The organism is Chlorogloeopsis fritschii PCC 6912 (assembly GCF_000317285.1).
Classification (GTDB): Bacteria; Cyanobacteriota; Cyanobacteriia; order Cyanobacteriales; family Nostocaceae; genus Chlorogloeopsis; species Chlorogloeopsis fritschii.
Map to the genome: position 1 here is coordinate 56,170 of NZ_AJLN01000143.1, position 20,661 is coordinate 76,830.

The 20,661-nt window shown below is 43.1% G+C and carries 18 protein-coding genes; 15 read left to right on the plus strand and 3 right to left on the minus strand.

Annotated features, from left to right (window positions below):
* Positions 1-88: 88 nt before the first annotated feature.
* Positions 89-1,441, minus strand: a complete 1,353-nt coding sequence (gene tftA / locus UYC_RS0131895; protein ID WP_016872313.1) for a hormogonium tapered terminus morphoprotein TftA — start codon at positions 1,439-1,441, stop codon at positions 89-91.
* A 165-nt stretch (positions 1,442-1,606) separates the two neighbouring features.
* On the opposite strand from tftA, the gene dnaG reads away from it, so the two are divergent.
* The 4 genes from dnaG to UYC_RS38380 all read left to right on the plus strand — a co-directional run bounded on the left by dnaG (position 1,607) and on the right by UYC_RS38380 (position 5,822).
* On the plus strand, positions 1,607-3,553 hold the full coding sequence (dnaG, locus tag UYC_RS0131900) for a DNA primase (RefSeq protein ID WP_016872312.1): 1,947 nt from the start codon (positions 1,607-1,609) through the stop codon (positions 3,551-3,553).
* A gap of 111 nt (positions 3,554-3,664) precedes the next feature.
* Positions 3,665-4,150 carry a hypothetical protein gene (locus UYC_RS0131905; protein WP_016872311.1) on the plus strand — a complete coding sequence of 162 codons (486 nt, stop codon included), beginning with the start codon at positions 3,665-3,667 and terminating at the stop codon, positions 4,148-4,150.
* An 825-nt stretch (positions 4,151-4,975) separates the two neighbouring features.
* Positions 4,976-5,695 carry a serine O-acetyltransferase gene (gene cysE / locus UYC_RS0131910; RefSeq protein WP_016872310.1) on the plus strand — a complete coding sequence of 240 codons (720 nt, stop codon included), beginning with the start codon at positions 4,976-4,978 and terminating at the stop codon, positions 5,693-5,695.
* The gene (locus UYC_RS38380) at positions 5,679-5,822 is read left to right on the plus strand and encodes a hypothetical protein (protein ID WP_016872309.1); all 144 of its coding nucleotides are present in this window, start codon (positions 5,679-5,681) and stop codon (positions 5,820-5,822) included. Before cysE ends, UYC_RS38380 begins: the two co-directional genes overlap by 17 nt.
* A gap of 28 nt (positions 5,823-5,850) precedes the next feature.
* Here UYC_RS38380 and UYC_RS0131915 read toward each other — a convergent pair whose 3' ends face one another.
* Positions 5,851-6,090: a hypothetical protein gene (locus tag UYC_RS0131915; RefSeq protein ID WP_016872308.1), complete on the minus strand. Its 240-nt coding sequence runs from the start codon at positions 6,088-6,090 to the stop codon at positions 5,851-5,853.
* Positions 6,091-6,168: 78 nt separating this feature from the next.
* The gene (locus tag UYC_RS0131920) at positions 6,169-6,561 is read right to left on the minus strand and encodes a RidA family protein (RefSeq protein ID WP_016872307.1); all 393 of its coding nucleotides are present in this window, start codon (positions 6,559-6,561) and stop codon (positions 6,169-6,171) included.
* A 147-nt stretch (positions 6,562-6,708) separates the two neighbouring features.
* On the opposite strand from UYC_RS0131920, the gene UYC_RS0131925 reads away from it, so the two are divergent.
* The 11 genes from UYC_RS0131925 to purB all read left to right on the plus strand — a co-directional run bounded on the left by UYC_RS0131925 (position 6,709) and on the right by purB (position 20,568).
* Positions 6,709-7,788 carry a helicase-related protein gene (locus UYC_RS0131925; protein WP_235082847.1) on the plus strand — a complete coding sequence of 360 codons (1,080 nt, stop codon included), beginning with the start codon at positions 6,709-6,711 and terminating at the stop codon, positions 7,786-7,788.
* A 158-nt stretch (positions 7,789-7,946) separates the two neighbouring features.
* On the plus strand, positions 7,947-9,407 hold the full coding sequence (locus UYC_RS0131930; RefSeq protein ID WP_016872305.1) for a sensor histidine kinase: 1,461 nt from the start codon (positions 7,947-7,949) through the stop codon (positions 9,405-9,407).
* On the plus strand, positions 9,385-10,053 hold the full coding sequence (locus UYC_RS0131935) for a response regulator transcription factor (protein ID WP_016872304.1): 669 nt from the start codon (positions 9,385-9,387) through the stop codon (positions 10,051-10,053). The genes UYC_RS0131930 and UYC_RS0131935 overlap by 23 nt, the downstream gene beginning before the upstream one ends.
* A gap of 355 nt (positions 10,054-10,408) precedes the next feature.
* A complete protein-coding gene (locus tag UYC_RS0131940; protein ID WP_016872303.1) occupies positions 10,409-11,515 on the plus strand; it encodes a P-loop NTPase family protein in 1,107 nt (368 codons plus the stop codon).
* 13 nt (positions 11,516-11,528) lie between these two features.
* Positions 11,529-13,247 carry an ABC transporter ATP-binding protein gene (locus tag UYC_RS0131945; protein WP_016872302.1) on the plus strand — a complete coding sequence of 573 codons (1,719 nt, stop codon included), beginning with the start codon at positions 11,529-11,531 and terminating at the stop codon, positions 13,245-13,247.
* A 98-nt stretch (positions 13,248-13,345) separates the two neighbouring features.
* Positions 13,346-13,864: a DUF4097 family beta strand repeat-containing protein gene (locus tag UYC_RS0131950; RefSeq protein ID WP_016872301.1), complete on the plus strand. Its 519-nt coding sequence runs from the start codon at positions 13,346-13,348 to the stop codon at positions 13,862-13,864.
* Between the two features lie 86 nt (positions 13,865-13,950).
* On the plus strand, positions 13,951-14,985 hold the full coding sequence (locus UYC_RS0131955; protein ID WP_016872300.1) for a CapA family protein: 1,035 nt from the start codon (positions 13,951-13,953) through the stop codon (positions 14,983-14,985).
* 52 nt (positions 14,986-15,037) lie between these two features.
* Entirely contained in the window at positions 15,038-16,594 is a 1,557-nt protein-coding gene (locus UYC_RS0131960; RefSeq protein WP_016872299.1) for an iron uptake porin, read from the plus strand.
* A gap of 9 nt (positions 16,595-16,603) precedes the next feature.
* Entirely contained in the window at positions 16,604-18,007 is a 1,404-nt protein-coding gene (locus UYC_RS0131965) for a M36 family metallopeptidase (protein ID WP_016872298.1), read from the plus strand.
* A 201-nt stretch (positions 18,008-18,208) separates the two neighbouring features.
* A complete protein-coding gene (locus UYC_RS0131970; RefSeq protein WP_016872297.1) occupies positions 18,209-19,222 on the plus strand; it encodes a YihY/virulence factor BrkB family protein in 1,014 nt (337 codons plus the stop codon).
* A gap of 50 nt (positions 19,223-19,272) precedes the next feature.
* Positions 19,273-20,568, plus strand: coding sequence for an adenylosuccinate lyase (gene purB / locus UYC_RS0131975; protein ID WP_016872296.1), 1,296 nt, complete (start codon positions 19,273-19,275; stop codon positions 20,566-20,568).
* Positions 20,569-20,661 lie beyond the last annotated feature (93 nt).

The following is a 20,661-nucleotide window of genomic DNA, read 5'->3' on the forward strand; positions in this document are numbered from 1 at the left end:
TGCTGATCCATTCTCGATGTCCCCGTGTCCCCCTGTCACCTTGTCCTGTTCATCTGTTCCCTGTAACCTGTACCCTGTTCCCTTCCGATCACATAAATCCTGCCGATTCATACAAGCGTTTGAGCATCGCCATAATCTTATCACCATAATCTAACTCTGCTGACCAGCGTCCTGATAGCTGATCTATTAAGGGAGCAACACCGCGTGTAACAAAGCGAAAGCGTGGATCTACGACTTCCTGTACTAAAGGTTCTAAACTAGCGTAAGCTTTTAAGTGTTGAATATGCGCCCTCACACCAACTCTGGCACTTTCAAAAGACGCTGCTTGTGTACCACCGCCAATAGTTCCTAAGCCTGCAAAATTATTTTGTTCGGGTTTGATGTCATTGCCAAATCGTAAAAACCCAGTTTCTACACACATTTGGCAGAAGGCAATGTCATAATTTACTCCTTCAATGGCAGCTTCTTCTCGATAGAGTTTCGCTATTTCAGGAAACTGTACTAAAGCATTTTCATTGTTGCTTTTGAGAAATATCTGTAACTGCACTTCTGAAGTATAACCCGGCGACATGATGCGATCGATTTGACCAGGACAAATTACTAAATTGGAGCGTAAGGTAACTGTACGAGTCGTATTATCCCAACTAACAGAAATATTAAAGTCCCGCAGTTCAATAGCTTTGACATAAACAACTCGTCGATAAGTGATGCGACGGACATTAGATGATTTCGACAGATCAATCCGCAAGCGATCTACTAAGTCAATCGGAATGTAAGCATTACCGTTAACGAGTATCCCTTGCTCGGCGTACTTTTGTCCGTTGATGTTGATATTAATGGGCGGAAACTTCGGTTCCTGTTCTTCTCCGGAGCCAGGATCGATAGTACGACTCCAAGCTGCTAGTGCATCAGCAATGCCAATGGCAAAGTCGCGACGGCGAGATTGCAGCAAAGAGCGATCGTCTGGGCTGGTTAAAAAACCAACCTGCATCAATAAAGAAGGCACGGTGATCTGGCGACAGAATGCCAAACTGCCCAAACCCGAATTAGTATCTGGCTTAACCCCACGATTAGGTAATTGGGGAACACGACGTAGCAATCCCACCAAAAGTAAATCGGCGTTAATCTTGCGCTCATCGTTGTTGGCAATATAAAAAACGCTAGCCCCGCGCACATCCGGGCTGCTAGCTGCATCGGCATGAATTTCTATCGCTACATCACCTCGACGAGCACGAGAATTTATCCATTCGATAGTTTGTTTGGCACTTAAATCATCGGGAACTGCCAAAACACCAACATTCCGCGCCCGTAGTTCCGTTACAATTAAATCGCGCAGCAAAATCATTTCCTTAGCTTCTGTTGTACCACCCGCGATCGAGCCTGGATCGAGTTTTCCTGCTTCTTTGCCTCCGTGTGCTGCTGAAATAAAAATGCGTCCCATTTTCAATATTTCCTTTAAGTAAAATAAATGTAATATTTCTTACTAGTTATTTTTGGCTTGGGAACAAGAATATAATAGCCATTAGAAGTCCTTTATTATTTGTCATTAGCAATTGATCTAAAGTTTAATGACCAATGATGAATGATTAATGACTAATGGCTTAGTATGAGTATTCCCCGTTTACACCCAGACACTATAGAGGAAATAAAACAACGAGCTGACATTTATGATGTGATCTCGGAGCACGTTGTTTTACGCAGGCGGGGGAAAGATTTTGTCGGTTTATGTCCCTTCCACGAAGAAAAAACTCCCAGTTTCACCGTTAGTTCCAGCAAGCAAATGTATTATTGCTTTGGCTGTCAAGCGGGAGGAAACGCGATTAAGTTTTTGATGGATTTACACAAGCACTCATTTTCGGAAGTAGTGCTTGACTTAGCACGGCGCTACCAAGTACCCGTGCAAACTCTAGAACCCGAACATAGACAAGAATTTTCCAGGCAACTCTCGGAGCGATCGCAACTCTATGAAGTTCTCGCTTCGGCTTCCCAATTTTATCAGCACGCTCTCAAACAAAGTCAAGGAAAATTAGCTCTTGAATATCTGCGAGAAAAACGCCAACTTACAGATGAAACAATTGGGCAATTTAATTTAGGTTATGCTCCTGCTGGTTGGGAAACCCTTTATCGCTATTTGGTAGAAGATAAACGCTATCCAGTTCAGCTTGTAGAGAAGGCTGGTTTAATTAAACCCCGCAAAGAAAGCACTGGTTATTACGATGTGTTTCGCGATCGCATTATGATACCAATTCATGACATTATGGGACGCGCGATCGCTTTTGGTGGTAGAAGTTTGGGAGAGGAGCAACCAAAGTATCTCAATTCACCGGAAACTGAACTTTTTCAGAAAGGTAAAACTTTATTTGCACTTCATCAGGCTAAAGCTGGCATTTCTCAACTCGATCAAGCGGTGGTGGTAGAAGGATACTTTGATGCGATCGCCCTCCACGCAGCCGGAATTAACAACGTTGTCGCATCTCTCGGTACTGCTCTGAGTTTAGAGCAAGTGCGCTTGGTGTTGCGCTACAGCGACTCAAAACAATTGATACTTAACTTCGATGCCGACAAAGCCGGGACTATTGCCGCCGAAAGAGCGATCGGAGAAATTGCCAACTTAGCATACAAGGGCGAAGTACAGCTCAAGATTCTGAATTTGCCTGATGGTAAAGATGCTGATGAATACTTGCTTGCACGCAGCCCAGAAGACTATCGCCAACTGTTAGCAAACGCCCCTTTGTGGCTAGATTGGCAAATTCAGCAAATAATTAAAAATCGGGACTTGAAACAGGCTACTGACTTTCAGCAAGTATCTCAACAGTTAGTAAAATTACTGAAAAATATAGAAAATAGCGATACGCTTAATTACTACGTATCTCATTGTGCAGAAATATTAGCTCTGGGAGATACGAGACTTTTACCCCTAAGAGTAGAAAATCTCCTCACTCAAATTGCTCCGCAAAATAGCTATAGCTCTCAATCAGCCTATCTTCCTCGTCCAAAACAGCCTAGAATAACCACACAATCATCTACACAGGAAAGTAAAAAAACTACACCAACACTAGAAAAGAGTCTTTTAGAACAAGCAGAGGCTTTGTTATTGCGAATTTACCTGCATTGTCCCGAACAACGTCAATTTATTACTGACGCCTTAGAAGAGCGAGATTTACAATTTAGCCTTTCCCATCATCGATTTTTGTGGCAACAGATTTTAGAAATTTCATCTGTTCCTTTGGAGCAAGAGCTAATCTCGACAGTGCAAGATAGATTTCTAGAGTTTCCTGAAGAAATAGAGTTAGTTTCCCATCTGTTTCATCTCAACGAGAAAAGCCAAAAAGAAATTCTGCGCACTCCCCAAGTAGTACAAGCAGCGATCGCTTGTATGGAACGCGTGTTAAGAGAAAAGCGCTATCGTCACTTCTTGGAATTGTGGCAGCAAACCGATCCACAAGTGGAGCCAGAGCGGTGGCAATCTTATTACCAAGCCTTTTATGCCGAAAAGCAGCGGTTGCAAGAATTAGATCGACAACGGCTATTTTCTTTGCCAGAGTTATTGTGAGAATGTACCTGCTGTCGGCTTAGTTGCTATAAAATCCGAAACTGAACATAGTTGGACTGTAGGTATCACTACAAAGCAACACACACCTCTGTTCAACAAGTTTAAACAACTATGATTCACCATATTTCAATTGCAGTTAAAAATCCTCAACACGTCGCTAGTGTGTTAGCAGAAATTTTGCGCGGCAAAGCCCTTCGTTTTCCTCCCGTTCCCGATAGTTACATGGTACTAGTAGGAGATGAATTTGGTACATTAATTGAACTTTACCCCTTGGGTGCGGAACTCATCCCAGATGCATGGCAAGGACAAGCAGGATGCCAAATTAATGAGCATCCTTCTAACTACACATCCGTTCATGCAGCAATTTCTGTTCCTAGCAGCTTAGAGGAAATTGAACAAATTGGCGCACGGGAAGGATGGCGAGTATTACCGTGCAACCGTGAGGGCATATTTGATGTCATCGAATTTTGGATTGAAAACCGCCTGATGCTGGAATTTCTGACTCCTGCGATCGCGCCCAAGTACCTCAATGCCTTCAGCCCAGAGCAATTAGAACTGTTTGCAGAGCAATTTGCTATGGCAGATGTACGTAAATAATGCCGATAAATAATTTAGTTGAGTGGTAGGTACAACATCAAGCACCTACCGCTCTCAATTGTTCTTCTATACAAACTTTTTTTGTCTTGCCCTAATACACTCTAAAACCCTACTGTTAGATTAGACCACAAATCGTAGGGGAGTCAGTTGCTCCACTTGGGGTTTCCCCAAGTGGAGCAACTGGCGTTGGGCATTGCCCGCCAAAGCCTATGTAGTAAGCATTTTAGATAGTGGTGAACAATGCCCACCTTACAGAAAACTGCTGTAAAATGAGATTATGATCTGGAGGCGTATCCAATCGCTAAAAGTAGACTCCGCTAAAATTTTCTTTTAAAGGCAGATCCAGTCAGCTTCCAATACTCTTTTCACTGCAATCACGCCTTTAATGGAACTGACTAAATTAATGCGATCGGCTTTACCTGGATTAAGTCACCGCCCAAAACTTGAGGAATCTAACTGCATAAATCCGTGCTGACTCTGCACCACACCTGCACGGCAGACAAGTCAGAATTTGTTCCAGTTCACGCTCGCCTATCGGTTACTTGTTAGGAATATTGCTGGGAAAATCTTATACTACGGTTAATCGATTAATTTTTTGTATTTTGCGAAGTATGAACTTTTTTCTGATTAGTAAATGTGATAGCATCCCACTAATCACCTAAAAGCTATAAAACTATCGGTTTATCGTAGATTCATAGATAATTCCCTAATCCATATCTGGAAAATTATCTGGAAAATGGTATTTACCTTAAAAATCTGATTTCTAAGTCATAGGGAACTTCCGAACACTATAGCCTTGCCAAGCAATCATAATTTGAGTTGAGTATGCTGCTAACTGATTTGCGAACAATTTACGAGCGCGATCCTGCTGCCCGTAACTGGGTGGAAGTCTTGTTCTGTTATCCTGGGCTGCAAGCCCTGATGTTCCATCGACTAGCACACTGGTTATATAAAAGGGGAATACCTTTTATCCCGCGCTTGATTTCTCAGATCAGTCGGTTTTTGACTGGCATTGAAATTCACCCAGGAGCAAAAATTGGCAAGGGTGTATTTATCGATCATGGCATGGGAGTAGTGATTGGGGAAACGGCGATTGTGGGCGATCGCGCTTTGATCTATCAAGGTGTTACTTTAGGCGGCACAGGAAAAGAAAACGGCAAACGTCATCCCACTCTAGGTAACAATGTAGTCGTGGGAGCAGGTGCAAAGGTATTGGGCAATATTCAAATTGGGGATAACGTTCGCATCGGGGCGGGTTCTGTAGTGCTGCGCGATGTACCTAGTAATACTACTGTAGTTGGAATTCCCGGACGTATCACTCGTCAAGACAAGTTAAAAGCCGATGTTTTGGCTCACAATCAGCTGCGCGATGTAGAAGCTGAAGCGATCCGAGCTTTATTTGAACGGGTAAAGGAACTAGAAAAACAAGTGGAGCAGTTGGAAACTAATTTACATCTGTCTACTACTGATGTATGTGTAGGCAACGAAATTAAATCCGATAGTGATTTGGTAATTGAAGAGTTTTTAGATGGAGCAGGAATTTAGAACAGATGGGGAATTTATGGAATGCCGAGCAGGTGGTTATAGCGATTTTCGGGTAAATGAACCACAGCTTTATTTGTCTCACGCAGAGACGCTCCAGGCGCAAAGAGTAATCAAGAGTGTGGTCTAAATAGATGAAACCTGCTGTAATTTTCCTCTTAGGATGCCCAACAACTTTTTTCAGGAAAGTTTCTCTGTTGCCAATGTCGGTAAATTTTGGCTGAGGCTCTCACAAACAAAGCTGAAGAATTATTAGTTGGGGCTGGTTCTATTTCTTTAACTTCACCGCTAAGTTTATCCAATTCTAGACGACCAAGTTTTTCTTCACTAGATCCAAAGTAGTAAACTACTTTTTTATCATCTTCACTATCTTTCAAAAGAACCACATAAAAAGCCATATCCGATTGTATTCCCTGATCGTGAAGATTTCTAAAACACTAATACTAGCTTACTCATTAAGCTATGACTATACAGCACTACCCATCCAAGCAAACTGCATCCGCTTCTATTTCTATTAACATTGCCGGATCAATCAGAGATTTTACTTCCACCATAGTTGTAGCAGGTGGAGTCTCACCAAAAAATTCTTGATGCGCCTGCCCAAATTCAGCCCAACGGCTAATATCGGTAACAAACATCCGAGTTCGCACCACAGAATTTATATCAGCGCCTAAATCTTGCAATGCTTTTTGAATAATTTCCAAACACCGTTTTGCTTGAGCATAACCATCATCAGGTGCAAATACTCCACCCTCTTCGGCAACTGGTGCAGTTCCAGAAATATAAATATGGTTTCCGACTCTGACGCCTCGACAGTAGCCTACCTTAGATTCCCAGAACGTACCAGAAAAAGCCCGTCTAATTTGCATTGTCAACTAAGTTTAATGCCCACTGAGGGAATTTTATATCAAGTCCGTCTAATGAGTGAGAATAAACACTCGTGAAAACTCTCTGCGACTCTGCGTGAGGTAAATTCCTACTTTTAATCAGCACGCCACTTCACTAGCATAACTCTTGTGCGAGATGAGATTATCCAAAGATTGGGAATGCGAGAACCACGTATATTTGTGCGCGGTTTTGATCGCCCCAATATTTGGCTGGGTGTAGAGCCATTCCACGACGTCACTGAAAAGCAAAATGCTTTGATTAAGCGAGTGATTGATGTCGAAAAGCCAGGTATAGTTTATGCGGCAACCCGTAAGCACAGTGAGGAAATTGCTGAAAAATTGTGCAAAAAAGGTGTGCAAGCCGTTCATTATCACGCAGGAATGAAAGCAGGAGAACGAGAGAAAGTACAAACAGCTTTTATGGCAGATGAGGTAGAAGTTATCGTTGCCACCACTGCTTTTGGTATGGGAGTAGATAAACTCAATGTGCGCTTTGTCTTCCACTACGATATCAGCGATTCGCTCGATTCTTACTACCAGGAAATTGGACGTTCTGGACGGGATGGCGAGCAAGCAAAAGCAATTCTGTTTTACAATGCTCATGACCTCAACATCCGCCGTTTTTTTGCTAGTGGCGGTAAGGTAGATGTTGATGAGGTTTTACAAGTGGCTGAAGCAGTAAAAAACGTTGAGACACCACTAGAACCAGAAGATTTACAAAAACAAACAAAACTATCTGCCAGTAAAGTTACAAAAGTTCTCAGTCGTTTGGAAGAAGTAGAAGCAGTGGAAATTCTGCCAACGGGTGAAGTAACTCAAAGCGAGGCGGAAGTTAATCAAGAACAAGCAGCACAAGCAGCAGCAATAGCACAAGAAAAACAGCAAAAATTTTTGCAATCTCGTTTAGAAATGATGCGGAATTATGCCGAAGTGCGAGATTGTCGGCGTAGATTTTTGTTGAACTACTTTGGCGAACCCCGACAGAAAGCTTGTGGATTTTGCAATAATTGCCAAGCTGGAATTGTCGTTGAAGAAAATCTACAGAATCAGCCTTTTGCCATCAATAGTGCTGTCATTCATACCAATTTTGCTAAAGGGCGGGTGCTGCGTTATGAAGGCGACAAGATGGTAATTCTGTTCGACAAAGTGGGATATAAAACCTTTGCTGTGGAATTGGTGGAGGGAATGTTGAAGCAGATAGATGAATAGCAAAGTTAGAATTTGCATCAGCCGCAATTCTACCTCTAGGAAGATGTTGAAAATTCCATGAATAATGCAATGCTATGTTTTTCTCTTACTTAGGGTGATATTTAAAAATTGCTAAACTATGTAAATTTAAATATTGTTCAACAAACGTAGATAAATGGATGAAGCAGAAAATTTCATCTCCTAAGTGGTACAAAATTTTCTTTAGCATTCGCGTCCGAATCTTAATTTGGTTTGTGCTGCTGATGGTTTTATCTGCGGTAACATCTATCTTTGTCATCCGTCATCTTCTCCTTGTTCGGCAAGAAAAGAGGATTGAAAAGTCTTTAATACAAGAGATAAAGGAATTTCAAAAAGTCGTGAGCGGGAGAAACCCCACTACAGGTAAGCCGTTTGGAAATGACGTGATTTCTATCTTTGATAAATATATGTCTCGTAACTTTCCTGACGACAACGAGTTTTTTATTGCGCTTTTAAACGGCGAATTTTACAAATCAGACCCGAAAATTATCCCAGAATCTATATATTCAGATTCACAACTGTTAGAGTATTGGGCACAGTTGACCCTGCCCACACAAGATAAACAGATCACTCCATCTGGTACTCTTGTCTATTATCTGGCTGAACCGGTGATCAGAGGGAAAAATCATGGAGTGATGGTAGTGGTTCATTCTACTGCCCTTGAGCATCAAGAGGTGAATGAGGCTATTTTCCTCATTATTCAGGTAATGTTAGTTGTCCTGGCTATAGTTTCATTGCTAGCCTGGGTTGTAGCCGGACGGCTAATTGTTCCCCTACGTTTACTCACCGAAACAGCTCGCTCGATTAGTGAGTCTGATTTGAGGCGACGTATCCCTGTTAAAGGTTCAGACGAAATTGCCGAACTAACTGTAACCTTCAATGAGATGTTAGAAAGGCTTGAAACCGCTTTTTCTAGCCAACGAGACTTCATCAACGATGCCAGCCATGAACTACGGACGCCAATTACAATTATCCGGGGTCATCTAGAACTACTGAGTGATGACCCCGAAGAACGACAAGAAACTATAGAATTAGTTACCGACGAGTTGGATCGGATGAATCGCTTCGTCGATGACTTACTGTTACTGGCTAAGGCAGAACAACCGGACTTTTTAAATTTAGAAACTGTAGACATTGGTGCGCTAACCGTAGAACTGTATGCTAAAACCCAAGCTTTAGCAGTTCGAGACTGGCGTTTAGAAGCTGTAGCTTCATGTCGGATTGTGGCCGATCGCCAGCGGCTGACACAGGCAATTATGAATTTAGCTGTGAATGCTACCCAACATACTAAGGAGGGGGACGTAATTGCACTAGGTTCCGCATTAATAAAGAATCGAGTGCGTCTGTGGGTACGTGATACTGGCGAAGGTATCAAACCTAAAGACCGAAAACGAATTTTTCAGCGCTTTGCCCGCGGCTCTAACGGACGCCGTTCCGATGGCGCTGGCTTAGGCTTGGCGATTGTACAGGCGATCGCAGTTGCTCACGGCGGAACAATTAAACTCTTCAGTCGTCCAAAGGGTGGATCTACTTTTACCCTTGTCCTTCCCCTTGAACCCCCTCAGGAGGTATTAGTGAATGAGCAGAATTCTTATTGCTGAAGACGAATCTCGAATTGCTAGCTTTCTCCAGAAAGGTCTCAAGGCTAATGGCTTTACCACCTTTATCGTCAATGATGGTGAAGAAGCTATGCTCATGGCTAGCAGCGGTGATTTTGACCTGCTTATCCTTGACATCGGTCTTCCAAACAAAGACGGGTGGACAGTGTTGGAAGAATTGCGCGGTCAGGGGCAGCAGTTGCCTATCATTATTCTCACCGTTCGTGACAGTCTTAAGGACAAAGTTAGCGGTCTGGAAAGAGGAGCAGATGATTACGTTACTAAACCATTTCGATTTGAGGAGCTTTTAGCTAGGGTACGCGCACGGTTGCGCGATCGCTACTCGCCAACAGACAAAGATGAGATGATACTCTCAGCAAGTGATATTGTCCTTGATTTGCGTACTCGTAAGGTGAAAGTAGGCGATCGTCTAATTGAATTATCTGCCCGTGAATTTACCTTAGTTGAAACTTTTCTACGTCATCCCGAACAAGTCCTCAGTAGAGAACAATTACTAAGTCAGGTCTGGGGTTACGACTATGACCCTGGTAATAATATTGTTGATGTCTACGTAGGTTATCTTCGCAAGAAGCTAGGCAACAACTTTATTGAAACAGTTCGAGGCATCGGATATCGGCTGAGAACATGAGAATTTTCTCATCTTTTTCTTAATTTAAATTAATCTTGATTTGAGAAAATAAACATTAGCAATCAGATTAACATCTGGTTAGCTACCAAACTGTATTCATGTTTACCAAAGGCAGATGCCATTAGAAAAAACAACAAAAAAAGGCTGTAGAGCGTCGAAAAAATAAAGGATTGAAGAATTATTCAGAATTCAGAATGAAGAATTTATTCTGAATTCTGTTTGATAAAAATTCAACCTCAAGATAGAAGAATAAAATATTTTTTAATTCTTCTTAGTTTATCTTGCCTGTTTTTTGTGATTTGAGTTCCCTATTATCTAATCCAAAGAAATATTAAGTATTTGAGGAACAAAACTTATGAATATTTCGGAATTGGAATCACAAAGGCTTACTCAAGCCAAAATATCATTTACCACTCGTCATGTAGATTTTCAGGCGATCGCCACACTTCTTACCGAAGATATAAAACCTGAATGTGGTGATTTATTACTAGCGAGAGTAGACCAAACAGGTCAGCACGAACGTCTCGAACTCTGCGATGGTCGCAAAGCCATCATGTTTCCTGGTGATGAAGTAATCATTTGTTACGGTAATCGTTATGCTCCTGACCAATTTGAAGCGGAGATTCCCGAAGATTTGTCTCCATGTCATCTTGCAGCAGCTGGTGGTATAGCAGCAAAAGTTTTATCCCAACACGCCAAAATGAAACCACCCACAGCCATTACTCCCATTGGCTTACTAGGTGATAAACAAGGTAAACGTATCAACCTTGCTGATTGGGCTTTACCACCAACTAGCTATATTGGCCAGCGTCCTTACACAATTGCTGTTGTTGGTACATCTATGAACTCTGGTAAAACTACCACAGCGGCTAACCTGATTCGGGGCTTGGTCAATTCGGGAATGAAAGTGGGAGCCGCTAAGGTTACTGGTACTGGCGCTGGTGGAGACATTTGGCTGATGTGCGATGCCGGAGCTAGCTTAGTTTTGGATTTCACCTGTGCTGGCTTTCCCTCCACGTATCGAGCTACACTCCAACAAGTCCAAGGAATTTTAGATCTCCTCACCAATCACTTAGCTGCTGAAGGGGTAGACGTAATCGTGCTAGAGGTAGCAGATGGACTTTACCAAGAAGAAACCTCAGCGCTAGTTTCTTCCCTTGCCTTCCGTAACACTGTTGATGGTGTACTGTTTGCCACAGGTAGTGCGTTGGGAGCAGCCGCAGGTGTGGAATGGTTACAGCGCTACCAGTTACCTGTCTTGGCAATTAGCGGTTTAGTAACCGCATCTCCATTAGCGGCACGTGAAGCTCAAAAAGCCACTGCTTTGCCAATTTTTGATATACAGATGCTCCGCGAACAAGCAATCGATCTATTGCAAAGAGTAAAAGCAGCAAAAGTTGTTCTGCCATCTCCTCGCCCTTTTTCTGATTTAGTCCTGACTAAGCAGTTGAGCACCACCTAATCGGCACAGAATTATGATCCAGATTCCTCGTGCAATTAGTGGGAACCGTACTTGGCTTCTTACTCGCTTGGTGATTAACGGCTTTTGTCAAGCTGCTGCTACTGTAGCCAATGCAATTTTGGTGGAAATGGCATTTGACAAACTGATTACAACTGCTAATGCTAGTTTTGATAACAAGATGGTGTGGCAGATTGGTTTGGGTTTGGTAGCAGCGGCCATTGTCAATGCCTTACTCAGGGTAATGGAACGAGCCGATGCCGAACGGATCGGTCAAGATTACGCCTACGAAATTCGGATGATTTTATATGAGCGGTTGATGAGCCTTGCCCCTCGTGCTCTCCAAAATCGCAGTCAAGGAGGAGTCATGCTGCGTTTTGTGGGCGATTTGACTGCTCTGCGCCAGTGGGTGAGCTTGGGTTTAGCAAGGTTAACTGTAGCTCTAACTACAACTATTGCCTCTTTAGCAGCTTTGTCCCTTGTCAGCAGTCGTTTGGCTTTTACTGTTGGCTTAGTTTTAGCAATTGGTGCTTTAAGTTCCATGAAGTTGGGTGGGAGAATGCAGTCAGTAGCCAAAGAGGCGAGACGGCGACTGAGTAACTTAGCTGCAAATATCAATGAAAAGGTAGCTTCTATCGCCGTGGTGCAAGTTTTTGGGCAGTCGCAGCGAGAGAAAAAGCGCATTGCTCGCCAGAGCCGCCGTTTAGAAGAGGCAATGGTAGACCGGGCAATGGTGGCGGGTCAATTGCGGGGAATTACGGAAGGAACAGCAGCGATCGCTTCTGGTGCCGCTTTGGTTGTGGGGGCATTGGAAGTAGCAGCAGGTCGTACTACACCTGGTGTTGTCGTGGCGGCAATGACGATTGTTGGACTTTTGGTTCCACCGTTGCGGGACTTGGGTAGGGTGCAGGAATACTGGCACAACTCGCGAGTAGCGCTGCAAAAGGTGGAACAATTTCTCAAAACTCCTTCTTTAGTAACAGAGCAGCGAAATGCTCCAGAACTCCAATTAGGAGCAGGACGTTTGGAATTTGATTGTGTGAGCTTAAAAGGATCGTTGCATGAGGTCAGCGCGATCGCCGAACCAGGCAAAATTGTCGCGTTAGTAGGGCCAAATGGAGCAGGCAAGTCTACCCTACTTTCTCTCGCTGCACGCCTGATTGACCCCGACAAGGGCAAGATTCTTCTAGATGGACAAGATTTAGCAAAATACAGCCTAGAATCTGTGCGCAGAGCAATTGGTATGGCTGGGCCAGATTTGCCTTTATTGCGAGGAACAGTAGAGAAAAATCTCCGCTATCGCTGGCGAGATGCTCCTGTTGAGGAAATTACCAGAGTTCGGCAAATTTGTGGCATTGATGCAGTGCTAGCAGAACTTGCCGAAGGTGAAAAAACCAAAGTTGCAGAAGGTGGCAAGGGCTTATCAGCCGGACAACGCCAACGCATCGGGCTAGCACGAGCAATTTTAGGCAATCCACCTGTATTGCTGCTCGACGAAGTAGATGCTAACTTAGATGCCCAAGCTACCGCCGTTGTAGATCGAGTATTGGCGGAACATAAAGGCACTGTTTTAATCATCACCCACCGTAAAGAACGTCTGGCTGCTGCCGATGTGATTTGGTATTTGGAAAATGGACGGTTGGTCGAAAAAGGCCCTCCAGAAGTGCTGTTAAACAGTGATGGCCCTACGGCGCGACTGTTTCGAGACAGCCAACAAAAAGTTTTGTCTGCTTAATAATTTACCAGGCAAATAAGTTAAGTGAATTTTTTGAGGAGTGAATGATGAAAAAGATTTTAGTTTCAAACTTTATAACGTTTCTGTCTTTGTCGTCCATGCTGGTTGGCGCACCTGTGGCTCTTGCCGAAGATACAGAATGCCGGGGAACACTTGGCGAGGTTACTGTTACGGGAAACGTGATTGTACCGGATGATTCATCTTGTACACTTAACGGTACTACCGTTCAGGGAAACATTACCGTGAAGTCTCGCGCCAATTTGACAGTTAATGGAGCCAGCATTACGGGCGGTATTCAAGGCGAAAGCGCAAATAGAATCGACATCAACTCCGGTACGCAAATCGGCAACAATGTTTCCTTGCGTAAGGGGGTAGACGTTGACATCGATGGAGCTACCATTACAGGTGATATACAACTCGAAGAAAATACTGGATTAGTTAGCGTCGCAAGCAACAGCATCAATGGTAACGTGCAAGCCAACAAGAATAGAGATGGTGGAATCACAATTTCGTCTAATCAGATTGGCAACAATTTGCAGTGTCAGGACAACAATCCACCACCCACAGGTGGTGATAATGTAGCCAAACAGAAAGAGGGTCAGTGCGTAAATTTGTAGCATAGCAGTTGCCGTCCTGAGGTTCCTCAATACTGTCTGAGGAACCTCACCCTCTTGGTGTCAGGTCAAAGTAAAAATTTTATGCAATGAATTGCAAACAACCCAATTCCTTTTCCGCTAGTGGCACAAGTAAGCAAGAGATCCACATCTTTGCTGTGGGTGATATTATGTTGGCTGACGCAGCTCAAGCTTATTTAGATCAACACGGGTATGACTACCCATTTCGGCAGATCAAACCATACTTTCAGGATGCAGACCTAATTGTTGGTAACTTAGAAGTTCCCCTAACCTGCCATACTGTTCCACTGTCTCCGGAAAAAAAATATGCCTACAAAGCTAGTCCTGAGTCAGCACAAGCTCTTAAAGATTTTGGTTTTGACTTATTGTGCCTTGCCAACAACCACATCCTTGATTACGGTGTTACAGGCTTGGTGGATACGCAAAAAATTTTGGATAAGTACGAAATTGGATACTTTGGAGCAGGAACATCTTATCAGGAAGCGATCGCCGGTCATGTGGTCGAAATTGCAGGAACCCGGATTGGATTTGTGGGTTTTATGCAGGGCTACCGTGCCTACAGAGAAAATTACAAGGGATACTTTGCTTTGGGGGATAATCCCGGTGTTGCACAGATGACACAACAGACAATCCAAGAAGCGATCGCAGCTTTGCGCCCTTGCGTGGATGTGTTAATTGTAAGCTTTCACTGGGGACGGAACTATATGCCTGTGACCGACAAACAGAAGCATTGGGGAAAGCGGGCTGTAAAATACAATGTCGATTTAGTGCTAGGACACCATCCCCACATAGCCCAAGGAGTTGAAGTTTATCAGAATGTACCTATTGTTTACTCACTTGGTAATTTTACCTTTGGTGCGCGGGGACGATTTCACAAGGTAGATAAAATTTGGCATCACGGTTGGATTGCAGATATTACCATCTATCAAAAACAGGTGATCCGCCTCGACCTTACCCCCATCAAGGTAGATAATCAAGTCATACAATTTCAACCTCAGGTAGCTGAACTTGAGATACTTCCTCAGCTATTAATGTCTTTGAACGGCGAGTTTAAAACCGAGATGGAGATTTTACACGACCGTGTTCGTCTGAATTTAGCATAGGATTTTGAGTGAAGTTGAGATATGTTCAACCAGCCTCTATTCTCAAAACAAAATGTTTTCTTTTGAGGGAGTGATAGGTCTTGGCTCGACTGTTCTTAGCACTATTTTAGTGTTAGCAAACAGTGCCATTGTTGCCAACGCAACTACCGCAACCACAGACTCAATCTTCTTAGATTCTTACAGCCAATCAACCTCTGTTTCGCATCTATCTGAGGTTAGAACTACAGATTGGGCCTTTCAAGCTTTGCAATCTTTAGCGCAACGCTATGGTTGCATCACTGATTCTAAAATCTATGAAGGTAACCGGGTTCTTACTCGCTACCAATTTGCTATGAATTTAAATGCTTGCTTAAACAGTATTAGTCAACTTATCGAAGCAGGTATTAATAATTTGGTAAATCAAGATGATTTATCTACCTTAAGGCGATTGCAAGTAGAATTTGCTCCTGAGTTAGCTACTTTCCAAGGACAGGTAGACAATTTGCAGGTGCGAACAGATCTCTTAGAAACACAGCAGTTTTCTACAACTACCACATTAAGTGGAGAAGCTATATTTGCACTGACAGGATTCACTGGTGGAAATAAGGCTGATGATAGTGGTGAACCCATTAACGATAATTTTGTTTTCAGTCAGCGGGTGCGTTTGAACTTTGATACTAGCTTTACTGGTGAAGATCGTTTTAGAGTTCGCTTGCAAGCTAGAAGTATTCCCAGATTGGATCGGGTTACAAGTACTGCGATGGCTCGCTTAGGATTTGAAGGGGACACTGATAATGAATTTGAAATTAGCCGATTAGAATATCGTTTTCCGATTGGACAACAAGCAAGAGTTTACATAGAGGCCACGGGTGGTGAACTCAGTGATTTTGCTGATACGCTCAATCCATATTTTAGCAGTAGTAGTCGTGGTGCTATTTCCCGGTTTGGACGGCGCAATCCTATCTACCGACAAAGCTTTGGTGCAGGAGTAGGAATAGATTATGAGTTTAGCGACGCTGTAAGTTTGGGTGTTGGATACGTAGCTGATAATGCTGAAGAACCGGAGTCTGGAATTAGTAAAAGTCCTGACGGTGCAATTGTGCAGTTAACTCTTGAACCAATTGAAGATGCTGAAATCGGTTTGACTTATGTACGTTCTGACAACAATATCAATACAGGAACGGGAAGCGAACTTGCTAACGATCCGTTTGATAATGACAGCGATCGCATCAGTGCAAATTCCTATGGAGTAGAAGCAACTTGGCGATTCAGCCGTCGTTTTAATCTTGGGGGTTGGGTTGGTTTTACGCAAGCGACAGCAGAAGATTTATCAGGTAAACCAACAGCAAATATTTTTAACTATGCAATCACCCTTGCTTTTCTAGATTTGGGCAAAGAAGGTGATTTGGCTGGAATTATTATTGGTCAACCGCCGAAAGTTATTAGCAATGGATATGGCAGAAAGTTTATAGATGAAGCTACCTCTTGGCATTTAGAAGTATTTTATCGCTTTCAAGCTGCTGACAATATTGAAATTACCCCTGGTTTGTTAGTAATTACCAATCCAGAACACAAACACAACAACGACACGATTTTTGTAGGAACTGTTAGAACAACCTTTTCTTTCTAAGTATGGCCTATGAAAACCTCTCGTCTTTTTAACTTCGTTCTGATTTTTTTATTGAGCTTGGGAGTAGTCGTGGTGATCAAAGGTAATAATTTTCAAACTTACAATCTTGAAAATGCAATTGCATCTGAAATTGAAGATGCTCCCCAAGCCCATGTCTATCTTGGTTTACCTCAAAATCAGGTCAGCGCTAAAACAGCCGATAAAATCAAGCCAGAGGTTGTAAAGTTGCCGAACTTAGTCAAAAAACCTGGTGAACCTTGGCGTCTTAAGGGTAAGCAATTAGAAGTTGTTAACTACGGCGTCTTAGTCGAAAAAGACGAAAAGACTGGTGAATTGCGAGGTGTTCCAATGGGGAACGCTGAAGGAGATTCGTTTTTGTACGATCCGGGTAGTGGTGGCCCGACTTTTTGGAAAAATGAAAAAGTAGAAGGAAAAGAAAATGATCGCGCTTTAAGTGCTGCACGCTTCGGCGAGGTGAACGCCTATTATCATGCAGATCGGACATTAACTTACGCAAATAGTTTGCTGGCAGAACTGGGCGAAAAACCACTTCCCTACTTGCGTGTAGTGGTGAACGATCATTCTTGTTCGCGACTACCAGGCTATCGACAAAATGATTGTGACAGGCGTAGTGACGAGCCACGTTCTTTTGGTGGAGGGCATTACCGCCTACCAAGCGATCGCTTTGACGATGAAGGCTTTGAGCATCCAGTAGAACAAATGAATCTCACGGGTGAAGTGCATTTAGGTTCTGGCAATGACTATATCAAAGATGCCAATGGCGATCGCGTAGTTGTTAATGGCTATCCTTACAACGAAAATCCCTCCCACAACGCGGCAATTATTATTCACGAGGTTGGACACCATATCGTCAGCCACACCGCAGATTTCCGCGAAAACCAAAACCGCAAACCCAAAGAAAACAGCAACCGTAAAATCCACATGGATGAGGGAACTTGCGATTATTGGACGGCGGTAATGCTCAACTCACCTGATATTTATGAATGGCATCGTGCTGGTGAGAAATTAACAGATAAAAGCAATCGCAATCTCGACGGCTCGCGTACAACAGCCAATTTTGTCCAAGATGGCGATCCTCATGAAAATGGTAATATTTGGAGTTCTGCATTGTGGGATTTGCGACAAGCTATGGGTGGCGATCGCAAAGCCGATTTACTGGTGATGAAAACAATGGCGTTGTTTGGTGAGATAGAAGCAGATAATCCAAAAGCAAAACGCAAAATTCTTAGAAATGAAAAAATCGGTCAAAAGGACGAATTCCGCGAAGGTTTGGCGATGTTACTCAAAGCAGACGAATTACTTTACACAGGCGCAAACCGCACTTTAATTCTCAATACTTTTGCTAAACGCGGTATCGATTTAAAAACACCTGATAGTGCCTTTGGGGACTGAAATTATCTAGATGGTAATTAGTCTCTCTACCACTAAATGACTGTCTTCGATGGAATTAAAAAATCTGTACACGTTTACGGGAGTTGTAATTCTGTCTTAAATATGAGGATGTAAACACCTTAAGGAAGATGTAGGATACTCAGCAAATTTAGTATTTATTAACTCTGGAGGTAAAAACATCCTGCTGACAGAGAGGAAGTAATGAATTTGCAAACGATTTGGGGGTTGTTCCAAGAAACATTCAGTGAATGGCAGAAAGATAAAGCGTCGCGGTTAGCCGCAGCCTTATCTTATTACACTATTTTTTCCATCGCCCCATTATTAATTATTGTGATTGCGGTGGCTGGTGCAGCATTTGGAGAAGCAGCGGCAACTAACGCAATTTTTAATCAGCTTCAAGGTTTAATTGGGGCTGAAGGTGCTAAAGTTATTCAAAATGCGATCGATAATGCCAATCGACCACGAGCAGGAACTATCGCCTCACTGATCAGTATCGTAGTTTTGCTATTTGGTGCTACTGGTCTATTTACCGAGTTACAAGATGCCCTAAATACGATTTGGGAAGTGCAGCCAAAACCAGGAAAGGCGATGAAAAATATGGTTCGCCAGCGCTTTTTATCGTTTGCAATGATTTTAGCAATTGGCTTTCTCCTGTTGGTTTCACTAGTGATTAGTGCTGTTTTGCAAGGCATAATTAATTACTTTAGCCACTTGCTGCCAGGTGTCGATTTTATCTGGCAATTTATTAACTTTTTCCTTGGTTTTGCTATCACCACAGTGCTATTCGGGCTAATTTTCAAAGTCTTGCCAGATGCCAAAATTACTTGGAAAGATGTTTTAATCGGAGCTGTAATTACCTCACTGTTGTTTTCCTTGGGCAGGTATGCACTGGGGCATTATCTGGGTAATGCTACTTTTGGCTCTACCTATGGAGCTGCTGGTTCAATAGTAGTAATTCTAGTGTGGGTTAATTATGCCGCCCAAATCTTGTTTTTTGGTGCAGAATTTACCCAGGTTTACTCACGAAGGTATGGTTCTCGTATTGTTCCGGCTAATTATGCAGTTCCTATCAGTGAGAGCGATCGCAACCAACAAGGTTTGAAACCGAACAATCAAAAATCCAGTACTAAAAAATCTGGTTCTAACTGGGCAAGCAATCTCTTTTCGCGCTTTCCCCATTCCAAACGCTTAAAAAGGATGAGAAAAAATCGGTAACTTCACAACCACAAAATGTACAATATGACGGTTGTACTCTGTGGCGGACTGTGATTGAGCGTTATACCCTGCCCGAAATGGGCAATCTCTGGACGGAAGCATATAAATTCAAAACCTGGTTGCAAGTAGAAATCGCTGTTTGTGAGGCGCAGGCGGAATTAGGTTACATTCCAGCCGAGGCAGTTGAGGAAATCAAGGCAAAGGCGAATTTCGATCCGCAAAGGGTATTGGAAATTGAAGCTGAAGTCCGCCACGATGTTATTGCCTTTTTGACAAACGTTAACGAATATGTAGGTGAGGCTGGGCGTTACATTCATCTGGGTTTAACCAGCTCAGATGTCTTAGATACAGCTTTGGCACTACAACTAGTTGCCAGTCTAGATATATTATTGCAACGCCTGCAAGATTTGATTGATGCAATCCGTCAAAAGGCGAAAGAACATCGCTACACGGTAATGATTGGACGTTCTCACGGCATCCATGCCGAGCCAATTACCTTTGGCTTTAAATTAGCTGGGTGGTTAGCAGAAGTGTTGCGTCACCAAGAACGCTTGCAAATTCTACGCAAAACCATTGCTGTTGGTAAGATTTCTGGTGCAGTCGGAACATATGCCAATATTGAGCCGCGTGTGGAAGCGATCGCCTGCGAAAAACTTGGACTCAAACCCGATACGGCATCAACCCAAGTAATTTCCCGCGATCTCCATGCCGATTTTGTCCAACAGTTAGCTTTGGTTGCTGCTTCCATAGAACGTTTTGCTGTCGAAATCCGCAACCTCCAAAAAACTGATGTTTTGGAAGTTGAAGAATTTTTCGCTAAAGGACAAAAAGGTTCTTCAGCCATGCCGCACAAGCGCAATCCCATCCGTTCAGAACGCTTAACGGGCATGGCAAGAATTATTAGAAGTCATGCGATCGCTGCTTTGGAAAATGTCGCTCTCTGGCACGAACGGGATATTTCCCACAGCTCCGTCGAAAGGGTAGTTTTGCCGGATGCTTGTATTTTGATGCATTTTATGCTGCATGAAATAACCGAATTGGTGAAAAATCTGCTGGTTTATCCTGAGAACATGACACGAAACATGAATGTTTACGGCGGTGTCGTGTTCAGCCAAAGAGTACTCCTGACTTTGGTGGAAAAAGGAATGACGCGTGAGGAAGCATATAAAATTGTGCAAGAAAATGCTCACCAAGCTTGGAACAAGCCAGATGGAAATTTCCATGACTTAATTAGCAAAGACTCGCGTGTCATTGCAAAATTGTCACCAGCAGAAATTGAAGCGTGTTTTGATCCACAGCACCATCTACAGCATTTAGAACAGGTTTACCAAAGGTTGGGGATTTAGGAAGTTACCAAATTGTTACGCGGGAGTCTGGTTTCAAAATTCTGGAATAGCCAATCCAAAATCCATAGGACTTATGCAAAATCCCTCTAAAAT

Bases quoted from the DNA above. Each gene is read 5' to 3' on its own strand.
- UYC_RS0131905 (WP_016872311.1), top strand. From the start codon at position 3,665: ATGATTCACCATATTTCAATTGCAGTTAAAAATCCTCAACACGTCGCT.
- UYC_RS0131955 (WP_016872300.1), top strand. From the start codon at position 13,951: ATGAATTGCAAACAACCCAATTCCTTTTCCGCTAGTGGCACAAGTAAG.
- UYC_RS38380 (WP_016872309.1), top strand. From the start codon at position 5,679: ATGGAGCAGGAATTTAGAACAGATGGGGAATTTATGGAATGCCGAGCA.
- UYC_RS0131920 (WP_016872307.1), bottom strand. From the start codon at position 6,561: ATGCAAATTAGACGGGCTTTTTCTGGTACGTTCTGGGAATCTAAGGTA.
- tftA (WP_016872313.1), bottom strand. From the start codon at position 1,441: ATGGGACGCATTTTTATTTCAGCAGCACACGGAGGCAAAGAAGCAGGA.
- UYC_RS0131915 (WP_016872308.1), bottom strand. From the start codon at position 6,090: ATGGCTTTTTATGTGGTTCTTTTGAAAGATAGTGAAGATGATAAAAAA.
- UYC_RS0131960 (WP_016872299.1), top strand. From the start codon at position 15,038: ATGTTTTCTTTTGAGGGAGTGATAGGTCTTGGCTCGACTGTTCTTAGC.
- UYC_RS0131930 (WP_016872305.1), top strand. From the start codon at position 7,947: ATGAAGCAGAAAATTTCATCTCCTAAGTGGTACAAAATTTTCTTTAGC.
- UYC_RS0131940 (WP_016872303.1), top strand. From the start codon at position 10,409: ATGAATATTTCGGAATTGGAATCACAAAGGCTTACTCAAGCCAAAATA.
- cysE (WP_016872310.1), top strand. From the start codon at position 4,976: ATGCTGCTAACTGATTTGCGAACAATTTACGAGCGCGATCCTGCTGCC.
- UYC_RS0131965 (WP_016872298.1), top strand. From the start codon at position 16,604: ATGAAAACCTCTCGTCTTTTTAACTTCGTTCTGATTTTTTTATTGAGC.
- UYC_RS0131970 (WP_016872297.1), top strand. From the start codon at position 18,209: ATGAATTTGCAAACGATTTGGGGGTTGTTCCAAGAAACATTCAGTGAA.
- dnaG (WP_016872312.1), top strand. From the start codon at position 1,607: ATGAGTATTCCCCGTTTACACCCAGACACTATAGAGGAAATAAAACAA.
- UYC_RS0131935 (WP_016872304.1), top strand. From the start codon at position 9,385: ATGAGCAGAATTCTTATTGCTGAAGACGAATCTCGAATTGCTAGCTTT.
- UYC_RS0131950 (WP_016872301.1), top strand. From the start codon at position 13,346: ATGCTGGTTGGCGCACCTGTGGCTCTTGCCGAAGATACAGAATGCCGG.
- UYC_RS0131945 (WP_016872302.1), top strand. From the start codon at position 11,529: ATGATCCAGATTCCTCGTGCAATTAGTGGGAACCGTACTTGGCTTCTT.